Consider the following 15,475-nt stretch of genomic DNA (forward strand, 5'->3'; position numbering starts at 1 on the left):
CAAAAAACCTAATATTTTCAATGTACTCACCTATAACTTCGGTTCAGGTATAATCACTGTTCCAATCTCACTCTCTACTATCCACTATAGAGATTTTTCGACTTCATCAGATGGCGGAACCTTGACAGGGCACCTGAAGCGACTGTCGTGCAAAATGCGATACCTTAAGGCGATATAGGCTTTATCATCGCATTTTCACCACAGCAAATTTCCATGCCTAATGGAAATTTGCGACAAGCGAAAGGTGCCCTGACAAGGTAACCGCCGGACTGGTGATGAGCCGAAAAATCTCGCCCTCAGAAAGTGGAACGTCTCATACCGACATTAAGCAGTAGGCCGACTGCGACAAGGGTCGCGAGAAGGCTCGATCCCCCGTAACTGACAAGCGGAAGAGGAATCCCCACTACAGGCATTAGCCCTATGGTCATTCCGATATTTATAATGACCTGCAGGCTCAAAAGCACCGCAATACCTGTGGCTATGCACTTCCCGTATCTGTCGCTCGTCAGATTTCCTATATTGAATGCCCGATGCACAATAAAGAGATATAATAAAATTAGCGCGAGCGCGCCTAAAAATCCCCACTCTTCGCCTATGACCGAAAATATGAAATCCGTGTGCCTCTCTGGGATGAAATTGAGCTGATTCTGTGTTCCGTTGAGCCAGCCTTTGCCGATGAGCCCGCCCGAGCCCACCGCTATCTTAGACTGTATTATCGTGTAGCCCGCGCCCAGCGGATCGACGTTCGGATTTATGAATACGAGGAGCCTCTGCTTCTGGTAATCGCGTAAAAAATGCCAGAATACAGGCATACATGCCAGTCCAAGCAATATCGCCCATATAAGATATTTGGGCTTCGCCCCTCCGACAAGAAGTATCGCGAAGAATACCGGCACCAGAAGAAGCGCTGTGCCCAGATCCGGCTGCAATAAAACGAGCACAAACGGCACGGCAAATAGAATGAACGGTATTATTAAGCTTTCAAGCGATTCCATCGCGCCCTTCTTCTGTCCCACATAAGACGAAAGCGCCAATATAAAACTTATCTTCATGAATTCAGACGGCTGAAAAGCAAATCCCCCTATCGAAAACCATCTCTGAGCGCCCAGCCTGATGTGGCCCATTATAAGAACCAGCACAAGCAGCAAGATGTTGATTATGTATAATACATACGCGATATCCAAAATCTTATGATACGAGACCCTGATCGTTACCGCAAGGAACAAGATACCGATACCCAGCCATGTAAGTTGTCTAAAAGCATAGCCTTCGTGTAAGGTAAGATTTTTCGCTTGAGTCGCGCTGTGGATGGCAAGAAGACCTATCAGAAATATAACAAATGCCAGCGTAAGAAGGATCGCGTCAAAGTCTTTATATTTTCTTTTATCAATTATCATAGATAGCCCCTCTGCTTAGCCTCCGCGAATATTCCGCGCGCTATCTCGGCAGGCTCAAGGCCTCCTTTGCCGCCATGTTCCAGGAATACGACCAGGCATACCTTCGGGTCGTTGTAAGGCGCGAACCCGCAAAACCACGCATGCGTGCGGCCCTGGGGATTCTGAGCCGTTCCCGTCTTTCCAGCTACTGTCGCCCCCTCAAGTTTGGCGCGCTTCGCGGTACCGGACTCATTATTCACAGCCTCAAATAACCCCATCCTCACAACCTGAACCGTTTCGTCTTTCAACCCTATGCTTTTCGGTTTCTGATTTGGCAGGTCGCTCGAACCTACGCGTCTTACAAGGCGCGGCCGTACGAGATTCCCATTATTCGCCATGACTGCGGCCATCTCCAACACCTGAATCGGGGTTACCGATAAATAACCCTGTCCGATAGCATAATTCAGCGTCTCACCTTCATACCATATGCCTCTTTTGTGGAAGAGCTTCCATTCTCTGCCCGGCGCTATCCCGCCGACTTCGTCCGTCAGGTCAATGCCGGTAGGTTTGCCGTAGCCAAAAAGTTTCGTATATGATTCCAGCCGGTCGACACCGAGGGCCCTTCCCGTGTTATAAAAAAATACGTTGCAGGAATTCTTTATGCCTTCCACTACATTCTGTGAACCGTGCCCTCCGTCTTTCCAGCAATTGAATTGCGAATGGCCCAGCTTATAAAAACCGGGACAAAAAAACCTCGTATAGCGCGTTATCTTGTTCTGTTCGAGCGCTGCGCTTGAGGTGACGATCTTAAAGACGGAGCCCGGAGGATAAAGTCCTGAGATCGCCTTATTCGACATCGGGCGTCCTGTCTTATCGTTTAAAAGCTTCATCCTCTCTTCGGATGTGCCGCGTTCAACGAACACATTCGGATCAAAAGTAGGATGACTTGCGAGAGCCAGTATATCGCCGTTACGAGGATCCATTACCACTATCGCGCCCTTGCGGTCCCCGAGCAGCTTATCGCACGCGATCTGCATGGAAAAATCTATGGTAAGCTGCAGGTCCTGCCCGCTCGCCGGCTCTTTCAGGCCCAGGACCCGCGTCTGATGGCCCCTGCTGTCAACCTCTATTTGTGTCCCGCCGTCCACCCCCCTTAAGGCACTCTCGTAATACTTTTCCAGGCCGGCTCTGCCTATAAGGTCCTTCATTCTATAGCCATAATCTTTCAATGTCTCAAGCTCATTATCGGTAACCTCACTCAGATATCCGAATATATGGCTTCCGAAATGCTTATGAAGATAGTTGCGCCTGGATCTCGTCTCGATAACAATGCCGCTCACATCAAAACCGGCTTCCTCGAGAGCAAGCGCCTTCTCTTTGGGGATATCTTCGGCTATAGTCACAGGCTCGTAAGACCTTCCGCTGGCCTTCTCGAACGCATCCATGATCTGGGCGCCCGAAAGCCCGAGCTGATCGCTCAAAAGGCTCATCAGCTTCTTGCGGTCCCCTATCTCCTGATAAATTATTGCCGCGTCGAAAGAGAGCCTGCTCGTGACCAGCGGCTGCCCTGTCCTGTCGAAGATATTGCCGCGCGGCCCCTCTATCGGTATCACCCGTATCGAATTATTTCTTGATAGCTTTGCATAATACCCATACATCAGGATCTGATTATAAAAAAGTCCTATGATAATCAGAACAAATAGAAAAGACAGCGCTGATATAAGAAAGCGGTCTCTCATTCTGTCAGGACCTCACCAAAACTCATAGATACTCCTCCGAGCCCCTGACCTTATAAACCTTCATCAGCTTAGAGAATACAGGGATAGAGATGATGGCCGTGTATATGCATGTCGGTATAATAGAGCCGGCGAGATATTCGCTGAAGCTAAGGTAGATCCATTTTGAGAATATAGATACGATCATGAAGTGAAGTATCATGGAAAACGCTGTAAGAAGCACCACCAATAGGATCTGTGTTTTTTTAGACTCTCTTGAGAACCGGGCTCCAGCGAGGCCCGCGAGGTAACCGGTAATGGCAAAGACGAAAACGTTGATCCCGAAGAAATCCAGCGCGAATAAGTCTTTAAAGAGACCCGCCGCAAAGCCTGATTCCAATCCGGTCCCCCGCCCCAGAAATAGCCCAAAAAATATTACAATAATGAGAAGAAGGTCCGGTTTAACTCCTGATATTTTAATATAGTCCAGGACCGTCAGATGCAGGATAAGGGCCAGCGCCAGAATAAAGCATATCTGAAGCCTGCTTATTTTATACACAGGACCTCTTCGAGCTTCGTCATATCCTGCGCGGGACGGATTATCGCATATTTATAAAGGCGCCCCGGCTCTTTGCCGACGCTCACCACATCGCCTATAAGTATGCCTTTCGGGAATACGCTGCCGAAGCCCGCAGTGATGACCTTGTCGCCCTTCGCTACATCCGAGTCGAGCGCTATGTAGATCATTTTACATCTTCCGTCCGGCCTGCCCACCAGTATGCCGCCCTGGCGGTTACGCTGTATCACCGTGCCGACTTTTGAATTAGGATCCGTGATCAGAAGTATCCTGCTCGAATACCTGCCCACCTCGAGGACCCTGCCCACCAACCCCTTCATAGAGATCACGGCCTTGCCCTGCCTTATCCCATGAGCGGCGCCTTTATCGATTATAAGCGAATTCGACCAATTGGTCGGGTCGCGGCCTATCACTTCGGACGGAATGGCTGCATATGGTATCGTGTTTTTGAAGTCCAGGATATCTTTGAGGCGCTGGTTCTCCACATAAAGAGATTTCGACTCCTCGAGGCGTCTGTTGAGAAGATCGATCCTGTCGCGCAATAACCTGTTCTCTTCGCTTAAGGAAGCAAATGGGATCACTTTTCTGGAAGCATCGTAGACAGCGTTAAGGGCCTTTAGCGGCATGGAACTTAAATCCAGGAGCTTAGCTCTTATCGGGCTCGATATGGTATTGGAATTTGCTACGAGGAACGCGGTAATCGCGATAATTGCGAGGATCTTTAATAGTAAATTCTTTCTCTCACGCACACCTAACGGTCAATCCTTGGGGAAGCGGTAAGCATCTTAAGGTACTTCATCTCGCTCAGAACTTTACCTGTTCCTAGGGCCACCGCGGTCATCGGGTCTTCCGCCAGATGCACAGGCAGGCCAGTCTCTTCGGAGATAAGCTTGTCGATACCGCGCAGGAGCGATCCGCCGCCTGCCAGCACTATACCTTTATCGATCAGGTCCGACGAAATCTCAGGCGGGGTCCTTTCAAGCGTTATCCTGACGGCCTCGAGTATCTGGGCGATCGGCTCCGCCATCGCCTCTCTTATCTCTTCGCTTGTGATCGAAACTGTCTTCGGCAGGCCCGCGACCAGGTCACGGCCCTTTACATCCATCTTCAGTTCTTCCTCGAGAGGATAGACGGAACCGATCTTAATCTTTATATCTTCCGCGGTCCTCTCGCCTATCATGAGATTATAGTTTTTCTTTATATAATTTATAATAGCCTCGTCCAGCTCATCACCGCCGACCCGGACAGACTTAGAGAATACGACTCCGCCCAGCGATATGACCGCCATCTCCGTAGTACCGCCTCCTACATCTATGATCATATTTCCGGAAGGCTCCTGGGTGGGCAATCCTACTCCTATGGCGGCTGCCATAGGTTCCTCGATGGTGAAGACTTCTCTAGCGCCCGCGTGCAGCGCGGAATCTTTAACGGCCCGCCTCTCGACCTCGGTTATGCCCGATGGTATCGCTATAACTATGCGCGGCCTGCCGAGCGGCCTGGATTTATTGACTTTTTTGATGAAGTACCTTAACATTGCCTCGGAGATCTCGAAGTCAGTGATAACTCCGTGCCTCATCGGCCTTATGGCCACGATATTGCCGGGGGTCCTTCCCAGCATCCGTTTGGCCTCTTCTCCTACGGCCAGGACATTGGATGTACCAGCCTGGACAGCGACAACCGACGGTTCGCAGAGAACTATACCCTGGTTCTTCAGGTAAACAAGCGTATTCGCCGTTCCCAGATCTATCCCCATATCGTTGGCGAATAGACCCAACGTTTCATCGTAAACCTTAACTATCGCCTTCCATACCGGCTTTACTTTCATGCCATCTCCTTGTCTTGCGATATTAACAAAAAAAACCGTTCATGTCAAACATAATTAACCGGCGTTTGAACGATCGGCTGTCTTCATAATACAATATCCTGCTATTATGCCGATAAGCGCTCCGGCTATAACATCGGACGCATAATGCATACCAACATATATCCTGGAAAACGCGATTAGAAAAGCTATCGTAAACCATAAAGCCCTGTTTTTCTTAAAGAATCCAGACATGACGGTTGCGGCCATAAACGCTATCGTGGCGTGGCCTGACGGGAACGAAAATCCCATACTCTTCGGGACGAGAAGCCGCGCATCGGCAAGAGAGATAAAGGGCCTTGGTATAGCTGCCGCATTCTTTAAATACTCTACGGCAAAATATGTTATTGTAAGGCCCGCCAGTAAAAATATTCCGGTCAGCTTCTTCTCTCTTTTACAGAATACAGCCAATAGAACGGCAAGCGCGAATATAAACTCTCCGGAACCTGCTCTCGTAAAAAACGGCATCACTATATCAAAGACGGGGTTGGCTAAAGTTCTGTTTATAAATTGAAATATGGCTATATCCGCGGCGCCTAGCATTTTATGATATCCAGTAGTTTAAAAAATCCGGGGAAAGACTTGTTCACGCATTCTACATCATCTATCGAACTCTCGCCTTCCGCGGCAAGCGCGGCTATCGCCATCGACATGCATGTCCTATGGTCGCCGTAACTCTTGACCGCGGCACCCCGGAGTTTCTTCACGCCGTCTATCACGATCTGATCCTTCTCTACCGACACTTTGCCTCCCATCTTCTCGAGATTCTCCTTCATCGAAACTATCCTGTCGGTCTCCTTAACCCTCAACTCCTCCGCGCCTTTTATCACTGTCCTGCCCTTGGCAAGCGAGGCAAGCACAAATATTATAGGCAGCTCATCAATAATACCGGGGATATCATTCTCATTTATCTTAATGCCCTTTAAGGGCCCGGACTCCACTTCGATATCGCCATACGGCTCAAAATTATCGGCCTTATTGAGAACGTTGAGCCTGGCTCCCATCCGCGACAATATATTCAATATCCCCGCCCTGGTCGGATTTACGCTCACCTTATTTATCCTGATCCTGGAATTATTCAATAGGATAGCGCCGGCGGCGAAGAAGCTCGCGCTCGAAATGTCTCCGGGGATATTAAATTCTTTACCCGTCATCTCTTTAAGACCATTTACGGAAATTTTCAGGCCGGCAACTTTTATATCCGCGCCGAAATATCTCATCATGCGCTCGGTATGGTCGCGGGACTTCACATCCTCTTCTACTGTAGTATGTCCGAAGGCGTGCAGCCCCGCGAAAAGCACCGCGCTCTTTACCTGGGCGCTCGGCACAGGCAGTTTATAGTATATCGGTTTTACGGTCCCGCCTTTTATCTTGAGGGGCGGAAACCCTTCGGGGGACGCGGTTATATTTACCCCCATCATTTCCAGCGGCTCTATTATGCGCCTCATTGGCCGCTTCGACAGCGCCTCATCCCCTATGAGCGTCGACTCAAAGGCCTGGCCGGCGAGTATTCCCGCGAGTATCCGCATGCTCGTGCCGGAATTACCCATATCTATAGGTTTAGCGGGCTTCTTCAGGCCATTAAGCCCCACCCCGTGAATAATTGTGTCGCGGTCATCCCGGTCGAAGCGCACACCCATATTCTTAAAGGCATTTATCGTATAGTTACAATCGTCGCAATCGAGGATATCTATGGCCACGGTCTTGCCCTTGGCTATCGCGCCGCACATAATAGCGCGGTGGGAGATCGATTTGTCTCCGGGAAGGGCCACTTCGCCGAGTAATCTTTTTGCCGGCTTTAAATTTTCTGGTTTCATATATTCACACAACAGAGTTTATTTAATTATATCACGTTTTTTCGAGGCTATTAATCTTTTCATATCCCTGGGCAGTTCGCTCGTAAATTCCATAAATTTATTTTTGACAGGGTGAGTAAAACCTATCGTCTTGGCATGCAGCATCGGTCTGGCAAGACCTCCGAACCTTGTGCCATACTTCACGTCGCCCAGAACCGGATGGCCGATGTGCGCCATATGGACCCTCACCTGATGGGTACGGCCCGTGCCGAGAGTGAGCTCGATCATCGTGGCGTCCTTAAAACGCTTTATCACCTTATAGCTTGTGCTGGCTTCTCTGGCTCTCTCCGATTCAAAATCGACCGTCATCTTCATCCGGTCATGTTTATCACGGCCTATAGGGGCATTTATAATACCGTTATCGAATTGGACCACGCCTCTGACGATAGCGACATAAACTCTTTTAGCGGTCTTATCCTTGAATTGCTTCGCCAGGAAACGATGGGCCTTATCCGTCTTTGCTACGACCAGAAGTCCGGAGGTGCCTTTATCGAGCCTGTGCACTATACCGGGTTTTGCCACTCCTCCTATTCCGGACAAATTCTTACAATGCCCGAGAAGCGCGTTCACAAGCGTTCCGCTGTAGTTGCCGGGCGCCGGATGGACCACCATATCGGAGGTCTTATTTACCACCAGAAGCTCTTTATCCTCATAGACGATATTGAACGGTATCTTCTCTGCGGCGATATCGCACTTTTTGGGAGGGGGCATGTTTATCTCCACGTATTCGCCGGGGGTGATATCGTAATGACTCTTTCTCGGCCGCTCGTCCACAAGGATGTGCCCGTCCATTATAAGAGACTGCAAAAATGAGCGTGAATACTTGCCGCCTAACTTCTCGGTAACGAATTTATCGAGCCGCTTGCCTTTATCCTCTTCGGCTACTTCGAACCTGATAATCTCTTTTTTTCCCACTCATCCGCCTTTACCTTAAATACGATTAGGACCGTTAAAAATACCGCCGCGCTTATCAATTGCGACATCGTCAACCCTGAAAATATTCTGGGATTATCGCCGCGCAAAAATTCGATGAAGAACCTTTTGCAGGAATAGAGCGCGCAGTAGTCGAGAAAGATCTCGCCTTTAAACCGTCTTCTGTCCTGCCACCTGACCAGCACGATAAATATTATTAACAGCAGAATAGAGGAATATATCTGTGTCGGCTGACGTTCGCCGAAAATAAAATTACATGGCGCTATTATCCCATAGCAGCAGCCGTTCAGATAACAGCCTACCCTGCCGAATGCCTGTCCGAGCGCTATATACGGGGCTATAAGATCCGCAACCGGCCAGAAATCAAGTTTCTTTATTTTTAAAAACCAGATCGACGCCAAAAGGGCCGCGATGAATCCGCCGTACCATACCAGCCCGCCTCCCGACAGGTTCAATATCTCCATAGGATCGGCCATATAGTACCCGAGGTTCAACAGCACATACAGCGCCCTCGCCCCGACGACACCGGAGATCAGGAGGAGGATAAGATAGTCTATCATCTTATCCCTATCCATGCCAAATTTCGGCGCGCGTCTGTATACGAGAAAAGCCGCCAGGCTGAATCCCACAGCGACCATAACACCGTAGGAATAAATGGTAAGGGGGCCTAATTTCAGGAGGATTGGATGCATGCTTTACCCGGATTTTTTAAAAATAAAGCTGAATGCGATGAGCGCTATGCCGATCGATATGCAGGAATCCGCGATATTGAATACCGGCCATATTCGGAAGTCCAAAAAATCGATAACATAACCGAACTTCAGGCGATCCACAAGGTTCCCCGCGGCCCCGCCCAGAATTAGGGCAAGCGATACGGCAAGGAGCGTATCCAGCTGATGAGCCTTATAGATGATTAAAAGCATAAGCGCGATCGCCGCGAATGAGAAGATGATAAAAAAGAGGGCACAGTTCTGTAAGACCCCGAAAGCCGCCCCATTATTAAACACCAGCGTTATATGAAATACATCGGGGATGACCTTTATCGATTGCCCCGGGGTAATGCTCTTTATGATGAAATACTTCGTGAGCCTGTCCGCGACAAAGACAAGGCCTGCGGCAAGGAATATGCGGCTCTTAAACCAAAGCGTCATCAATTCTCTTTTTTCTTCTGGCACTCTATGCAAAGCTCGCTATACGGCAAAGCCACCAGCCGCCGCTTCGCTATCTGTTTTCCACAGGAAAGACAATTCCCGTAAGTGCCGTCATCTATGCGCTTCATGGCCTCATCGATAAAGTAAAGGATCTTCTGCTCCGCGGTGGCCCTCTCCAGGGAAAAATCCCTTTCGTAGTCATCGCTCGCCTGGTCGGCCATATGATAAGAATAACCGGAGAGGTCTCCGGAGGCGTCTCTGGCGGATTTATTCAAAGTATTCTGGGCTATGTGCGAGAGATCCCCGCCGACCTGTCCTCTAAGCCTTATTAACAGCAACTTATATTTCTTAAGCTCTTCCTTGGGCAGCTTATGAAGCTTAATCTTGATCTTGGATATTTTAGCTATTTTAAGTTTCATCGCCTTCTTCGCTTTTGCCTTCGGTTTAGCCTTCGCTCTTACTTTTCGTTTCGATTTTGCCATTTTATTCCCTTTCATTATGCTCTTATAGCCTTCTCACATCTTTCGCAAAGAGCCGGATGGTCCTTGTTCGAGCCGACCAGCTCACTGTAGTTCCAGCACCTCTGACACTTTTCGCCCTTCGCTTTTTCGATGTAGATAGCTGCAGGAATTGCAGCCTCCAGATCCGATTCGCTTACGGGAGCATTCTTAAGCTCAACTTTAGATACTATGAAAAGATATCTCAGAATCGCTTCATTGTCAACCAGCAACTTTTTATAATCCTGGTCCTTAACGGCAAGGGCCACACTGGCCTCCAGACCTGAGCCTATCTGGCCCGCTTCCCTCTTCTCCTCCAGCTTCTTCAGCACCGCTTCCCTCAAGGCTATCAGCTTGCCCCATTTCTGGTCAAGAGATTCGTTGCGCCATTTCGTATAATTATCATCGGGCCATTTTTCAAGATGCACCGATTCGGACTTGCCGCTAAAGTTAAGGCAGCCCCAGGCTTCATCAGAAGTCATAGCGAGTATCGGCGCCAGAATCTTTAATAAAGAGGAGAGTATCTCGAACATCGCGGTCTGGCCGCTTCTTCTCTCCGGTGAATCGGCCCTGAAAGTATACATTCTGTCTTTCAATATGTCCAGATATACCGATGAAACCTCGTAAACACAAAAACCGTATATATCCCTGTATACCTTATGAAAAGCGTAAGTTTCATAGTGGCCTTCCGCGGTCTTTATTATCGCTGATAGCCTTGAGAGTATCCACTTATCGATCTCGAGCATCTTATCATAAGGGACCGAATTCACCGCAGGGTCGAAATCGTACAAATTGCTCAGAAGATATTTATATGTATTTCTGATCTTGCGATACGCGTCCGCAAGCCTCCTCAATATCTCATCCGAAAGTCTGATGTCCTCGGAATAATCGCTAGACGAAACCCATAGCCTGAGAATGTCTGCACCGTACTTCTTCATGACCTGTTCCGGCGTTATGACATTGCCCAGAGACTTTGACATCTTCTTGCCTTCGCCGTCTACGACGAATCCATGGGTCAGGACGCTCTTATATGGCGGTTTGCCGTCCAGGCCCATTCCCGTTATGAGCGCGGCCTGGAACCACCCCCTATGCTGGTCGGATCCCTCAAGGTAAAGCTCGCAAGGATAATCCATGTCCTTATTGTCTTTAAGAACTATCTGATGACTGACGCCCGAATCGAACCAGACGTCGAGTATATCGGTCTCTTTCCTGAACTCGGACGAGCCGCACTTCGGGCACTTCATCCCTTTCGGCAAAAGCTCCGTTTCCTTCTTCTGGAACCATACCTCGGCGCCCTCTTTCTCGACCAGTGAAGCGACATATTTTATCGTCTCCGGATCCAGGAGGACACTGCCGCAACCCTTACAATAGAACGCGATTATCGGCACTCCCCAGTATCTCTGGCGCGAAAGGCACCAGTCGGGCCTCGTCTTCAACATCGCCGAAATGCGCGACAAGCCCATCTCGGGTATCCACTTCACCCCTGAAGAGATGGTTTCGAGCATCTTCGTCCTCAATTCGTCATGGTCTATCTTAATGAAGTATTGCTCTGTAGCGCGGAATATTATCGGTTTCTTACAGCGCCAGCAGTGCGGGTAAGAATGCGTGATCTCACCCTGCTTTACGAGCTTGCCTAAAAGAGCGAGCCTCTCGATGATCGGCTTATTGGCATCATGCACCTTCATGCCGCTGAATTCAGCCGCCGTCTTATCGAATTTGCCCCTGCCGTCCACGGGCATTATTATCGGAAGCTTGTAACGTCTGCCCGTATGATAGTCGTCCTGTCCGTGTCCCGGAGCGGTGTGAACGCATCCCGTGCCGTCCTCCATCGTAACGTAAGGAGCGAGCACCACTTTAACATTCCTGTCGATAAACGGATGACGCGCGTCACGGCCCTCAAGTTCTCTGCCTTTGAACGTCTTCAACACCTTATATTCTTTTACCCCCGTAGCTTCCATCACCTTAGGGAGAAGATCCTTTGCCAGCATGAACTTTTCGCCCTTGAATTCCCCGTCCAGCATTTCGGCAAGCACGTAATCGAAATCCGGGTGTACGGCGATCGCTACGTTTGCGACCAGCGTCCACGGTGTCGTCGTCCAGATAAGGAAATGTCCGGGAAGGTCGCTATGGACCGATTCGAACTTGACGTATATCGAGGGAGACTTCTTATCCTCATATTCCACTTCGGCTTCGGCGAGCGCCGTCTCACAGGTGGTGCACCAATTGACCGGCTTCAGATCTTTATATATATATCCCTTCTCGACGAGCTTCCCGAATGACCTGACGATGCCGGCTTCGTAATCTTTCGACATGGTTATGTACGGCTTATCCCAGTGGCCCATGATACCGAGCTTCTGGAACTCTCTTCGCTGGATGTCGACATACTTCATCGCGTAGTCATGAGCCTTCTTCCTGAACTCGACCTGGTCGATATCGTACTTAGTCATCTTCAGCTCTTTGAATAGCTGATGCTCGACGGGCAATCCATGGCAGTCCCAGCCCGGCACATACGGCGAATCGAAGCCACGCATCGTCTTATATCTTATGACGATATCCTTCAATATCTTATTGAGCGCATGGCCCATATGAATCGAGCCGTTGGCGTAAGGCGGGCCGTCGTGCAGGATGAACTTAGGCTTATCCTTATATTTCGCCCGGATCTTCTCGTGCAGTTTCTTATCTTCCCAATTCTTCAGGAATACGGGCTCGCGATTAGGCAGGTCCGCCTTCATCGGAAAATCCGTCTTCGGTAAATTCAGCGTGTTCTTGTATTCCATCTTATTTAATATATTTCCCTATTATCAAATTAAGTTTCTTTTTGGTTGCAGGCGGTATCACTTTCGGATCTGTAATAATAGCGTCTTTCAGCGCGGATGCGCAGGCGCAATTTCTGTGTCCTGAGAGCTTGGGCAGCGCTTCAGATATAATGCTCTTCGCTCGTTCTATATTCTTCAATAGGTTCTGGATGATCATCTCGATCGAAACCTCTTCCTCCGACTGGTGCCAGCAGTCATAATCCGTTATACAGGCGAGCGTCGCATAGCAGATCTCCGCTTCTCTGGCCAGTCTCGCCTCCGCGATATTGGTCATTCCTATAACGTCCATCCCCCATGAGCGATACAGATTGGACTCGGCTCTGGTCGAGAACTGAGGGCCTTCCATATTTAGGTAGGTCCCGCCCATATGCATGTTAACGCCCGTCTTCTTTCCCGCGTTATAAAGCGCCTTGGCCAGATCCGGACAGATGGGGTCGGCGAATTGTATATGCGCGACTATGCCCTCGCGGAAGAAAGTCATGATCCGCGTCTGGTTCGTCCTGTCTACAAACTGGTCCGGTATGACTATATCGAGAGGTTTCAATTCTTCCTTAAGGCTTCCGCACGCGGAGACCGATATTATCCTATCGACGCCGAGCTTCTTCATTCCGTAAATATTGGCACGGTAGTTAACCTCACTCGGAGAGAACCTGTGGCCCTTCCCGTGCCTGGTCAGAAATACCACTTCCGTGCCGCCCATCGAGCCGATCACATAATCATCGGACGGGTCGCCGAAAGGCGTCTTGACCTTAACGGTCTTCGCCTTCGTTATCTTCTCCATGTTATAGAGCCCGCTGCCGCCTATGATACCTATTTTACCTTTCATAATATCTCCCGAATTTTATCAGTTAAATTTATCCGATTCTTGCGGCGATGCCGAAGAGCGTCCTGACCAGGAAGAGCTTCGTAAACCATACGGCTATAAGCGCGAATATCGGCGAAAAATCTATCCCGATGGAATATGCCGGAATTATACGCCTGAACGGCGCAAGGAGCGGCTCCGTAGTAATATTTATAAACCGAACGATAGCATTATACGGATCGGGGTTCACCCAGCTAAGAAGCGCGCGGATTATTATCATCCAATTTATTATCGTGAGCAGATAGTCAAGTATTGTGGCAAGGGCGTATACTAAGTTACCCAATACGAACATATTTATCCCTTCGACAGTTCTTTAGAGCGCTTACAGGCCTCCGCCGTGGCGGCCTGGACGATCTCTTTAAATTTCTTCTTGTTGAATACTTTGAGGGCCGCTTCTGTAGTGCCGCCTTTTGAAGTCACCTTATGTCTTAAGTACGCAGGCTCCTCTTTCAGCGCGTCAAGCAGCTTCACACTTCCGAGCGCGGTCTTCATTACCAGCATTTCGGCGGTCTTACGGTCTAATTTCAATTTTTTAGCAGCATCTATCAGGGTTTCGATAAAATAGAAGAAGTAAGCCGGGCCGCTGCCGCTTATCGCGGTGACCGCGTCGACCATCTTCTCATCGACTTCCACCACCTCGCCTATCATCGAAAATATCTCGCGCGCGGAGTCCATATGCTCTCTGGTGGCCGAGGTGCCGGCGCTTATAGAGGATACGGCCTCTCCTATTATCGCGGGCATGTTCGGCATAACCCGTATGACGGGGACATCCTTACCGATCACCTTCTCTATATGTTTTGTAGTTATGCCGGCGGCTATCGATATCAAAAGTTTATCCGGGGACACTCCGCAGCAGACTTCTTGAGTTAATACGCTTTCAATATCCTTGGGCTTTACGGCAAGTATTATGATATCGGAGTATTTGACAACGTAATTATTGTCGATCTCGACTATTATCCTGTGCTTCGCCGCTATTGTCTCGCGCCTGGCGGCATCCATCTCGCTTACCATCAGAGATGTACTCTTCTCCATCACTTGTGCTAAACGGCTAAAGATAGCCTCGCCCATATTGCCGCAGCCAATTATACCTATCTTCTTATTTATCATTTTTGAATATCGCCCTCCCTATCCTTACCATATTAGAACCCTCTTCGATGGCTATTTCAAAATCGTTCGTCATCCCCATCGAGAGCGTTGAATACTCAGTCTCATCAGAGCGGCTCTTTATAATAGGGCTTGTCTTATTAAGAAGCTCTCTCAAGGCCCTGAAGTACGGCCTTACAGTCTCAGTGGCACTGACTTCGGGGGCTATCGTCATGAGTCCCCTTATATTTATATTAGGATATAACGATGCTTCTTTTAAAAAACCTATCGTTTCTTCGGGCGAGATCCCGAATTTCGATCCTTCGCCTGATGTATTTACCTGGATTAGGATATTCTGTCGCTTTCCAATCCTGGCAGCCTCTTTATCGATAGTTTGCGCCAGCTTAAGACTGTCCACTGAGTGTATAAGCGAGAATATCCTTACAGCATCCTTAACTTTATTGGTCTGTAAATGCCCTATCAGATGCCATTCGACTCCATTGCCTATAACTCTATGCTTAATAAGGGCGTCCTGCACTCTGTTCTCGCCAAAGCTGGAAACCCCTGCCTCAACAGCCTCATTCATCTGGCTAATAGAAGCTTCTTTGGTCACCGCTATAAGCTTAACGCTATCCAGAGGCCTGCCGGCTTTCTCACAACATTTTGCTATTCTTTTGGTTACAAATTTAAGATTGTCGGCTATCATTTCGGGCATAAAATAACATAATCACATCTAAAAGTCAATGCA

General features: G+C 49.0%; 16 protein-coding genes. All 16 read right to left on the reverse strand.

The window, feature by feature from the left end; genetic code table 11:
- Positions 1-296: 296 nt before the first annotated feature.
- From rodA to NTY76_01070, 16 genes are read right to left on the reverse strand one after another with little or no spacing between them, the layout of a single operon-like run.
- On the reverse strand, positions 297-1,397 hold the full coding sequence (gene rodA / locus NTY76_00995; GenBank protein MCX5677673.1) for a rod shape-determining protein RodA: 1,101 nt from the start codon (positions 1,395-1,397) through the stop codon (positions 297-299).
- A complete protein-coding gene (gene mrdA, locus NTY76_01000) occupies positions 1,394-3,115 on the reverse strand; it encodes a penicillin-binding protein 2 (GenBank protein ID MCX5677674.1) in 1,722 nt (573 codons plus the stop codon). Before mrdA ends, rodA begins: the two co-directional genes overlap by 4 nt.
- Positions 3,116-3,137: 22 nt before the next feature.
- Positions 3,138-3,650 (reverse strand): rod shape-determining protein MreD, encoded by a 513-nt coding sequence (mreD, locus tag NTY76_01005; protein MCX5677675.1) that lies wholly within the window; start codon positions 3,648-3,650, stop codon positions 3,138-3,140.
- On the reverse strand, positions 3,638-4,417 hold the full coding sequence (gene mreC / locus NTY76_01010) for a rod shape-determining protein MreC (GenBank protein ID MCX5677676.1): 780 nt from the start codon (positions 4,415-4,417) through the stop codon (positions 3,638-3,640). The genes mreD and mreC overlap by 13 nt, the downstream gene beginning before the upstream one ends.
- Before the next feature lie 2 nt (positions 4,418-4,419).
- Positions 4,420-5,493, reverse strand: coding sequence for a rod shape-determining protein (locus tag NTY76_01015; GenBank protein MCX5677677.1), 1,074 nt, complete (start codon positions 5,491-5,493; stop codon positions 4,420-4,422).
- A gap of 54 nt (positions 5,494-5,547) precedes the next feature.
- Positions 5,548-6,072 carry a phosphatase PAP2 family protein gene (locus tag NTY76_01020; protein ID MCX5677678.1) on the reverse strand — a complete coding sequence of 175 codons (525 nt, stop codon included), beginning with the start codon at positions 6,070-6,072 and terminating at the stop codon, positions 5,548-5,550.
- Positions 6,066-7,346 (reverse strand): 3-phosphoshikimate 1-carboxyvinyltransferase, encoded by a 1,281-nt coding sequence (aroA, locus tag NTY76_01025; protein MCX5677679.1) that lies wholly within the window; start codon positions 7,344-7,346, stop codon positions 6,066-6,068. Before aroA ends, NTY76_01020 begins: the two co-directional genes overlap by 7 nt.
- Before the next feature lie 18 nt (positions 7,347-7,364).
- Positions 7,365-8,300, reverse strand: a complete 936-nt coding sequence (locus NTY76_01030; GenBank protein MCX5677680.1) for an RluA family pseudouridine synthase — start codon at positions 8,298-8,300, stop codon at positions 7,365-7,367.
- Positions 8,267-9,010: a prolipoprotein diacylglyceryl transferase gene (gene lgt, locus NTY76_01035; GenBank protein ID MCX5677681.1), complete on the reverse strand. Its 744-nt coding sequence runs from the start codon at positions 9,008-9,010 to the stop codon at positions 8,267-8,269. The genes NTY76_01030 and lgt overlap by 34 nt, the downstream gene beginning before the upstream one ends.
- Before the next feature lie 3 nt (positions 9,011-9,013).
- A complete protein-coding gene (gene lspA / locus NTY76_01040) occupies positions 9,014-9,469 on the reverse strand; it encodes a signal peptidase II (GenBank protein ID MCX5677682.1) in 456 nt (151 codons plus the stop codon).
- Positions 9,469-9,951, reverse strand: coding sequence for a TraR/DksA C4-type zinc finger protein (locus tag NTY76_01045; protein ID MCX5677683.1), 483 nt, complete (start codon positions 9,949-9,951; stop codon positions 9,469-9,471). The genes lspA and NTY76_01045 overlap by 1 nt, the downstream gene beginning before the upstream one ends.
- 14 nt (positions 9,952-9,965) lie before the next feature.
- On the reverse strand, positions 9,966-12,743 hold the full coding sequence (gene ileS, locus NTY76_01050; protein ID MCX5677684.1) for an isoleucine--tRNA ligase: 2,778 nt from the start codon (positions 12,741-12,743) through the stop codon (positions 9,966-9,968).
- Between the two features lies 1 nt (position 12,744).
- On the reverse strand, positions 12,745-13,608 hold the full coding sequence (mtnP, locus tag NTY76_01055; GenBank protein MCX5677685.1) for an S-methyl-5'-thioadenosine phosphorylase: 864 nt from the start codon (positions 13,606-13,608) through the stop codon (positions 12,745-12,747).
- A gap of 28 nt (positions 13,609-13,636) precedes the next feature.
- Complete coding sequence (locus tag NTY76_01060) at positions 13,637-13,936, reverse strand: YggT family protein (protein ID MCX5677686.1); 300 nt, start codon at positions 13,934-13,936, stop codon at positions 13,637-13,639.
- A gap of 2 nt (positions 13,937-13,938) precedes the next feature.
- Positions 13,939-14,751 carry a pyrroline-5-carboxylate reductase gene (gene proC, locus NTY76_01065; protein MCX5677687.1) on the reverse strand — a complete coding sequence of 271 codons (813 nt, stop codon included), beginning with the start codon at positions 14,749-14,751 and terminating at the stop codon, positions 13,939-13,941.
- Entirely contained in the window at positions 14,741-15,442 is a 702-nt protein-coding gene (locus tag NTY76_01070) for a YggS family pyridoxal phosphate-dependent enzyme (protein ID MCX5677688.1), read from the reverse strand. The genes proC and NTY76_01070 overlap by 11 nt, the downstream gene beginning before the upstream one ends.
- Positions 15,443-15,475: the final 33 nt, after the last annotated feature.

The sequence above is a fragment of the Candidatus Omnitrophota bacterium genome (assembly GCA_026387175.1).
GTDB lineage: Bacteria > Omnitrophota > Gorgyraeia > 2-01-FULL-45-10 > 2-01-FULL-45-10 > CAIMPC01.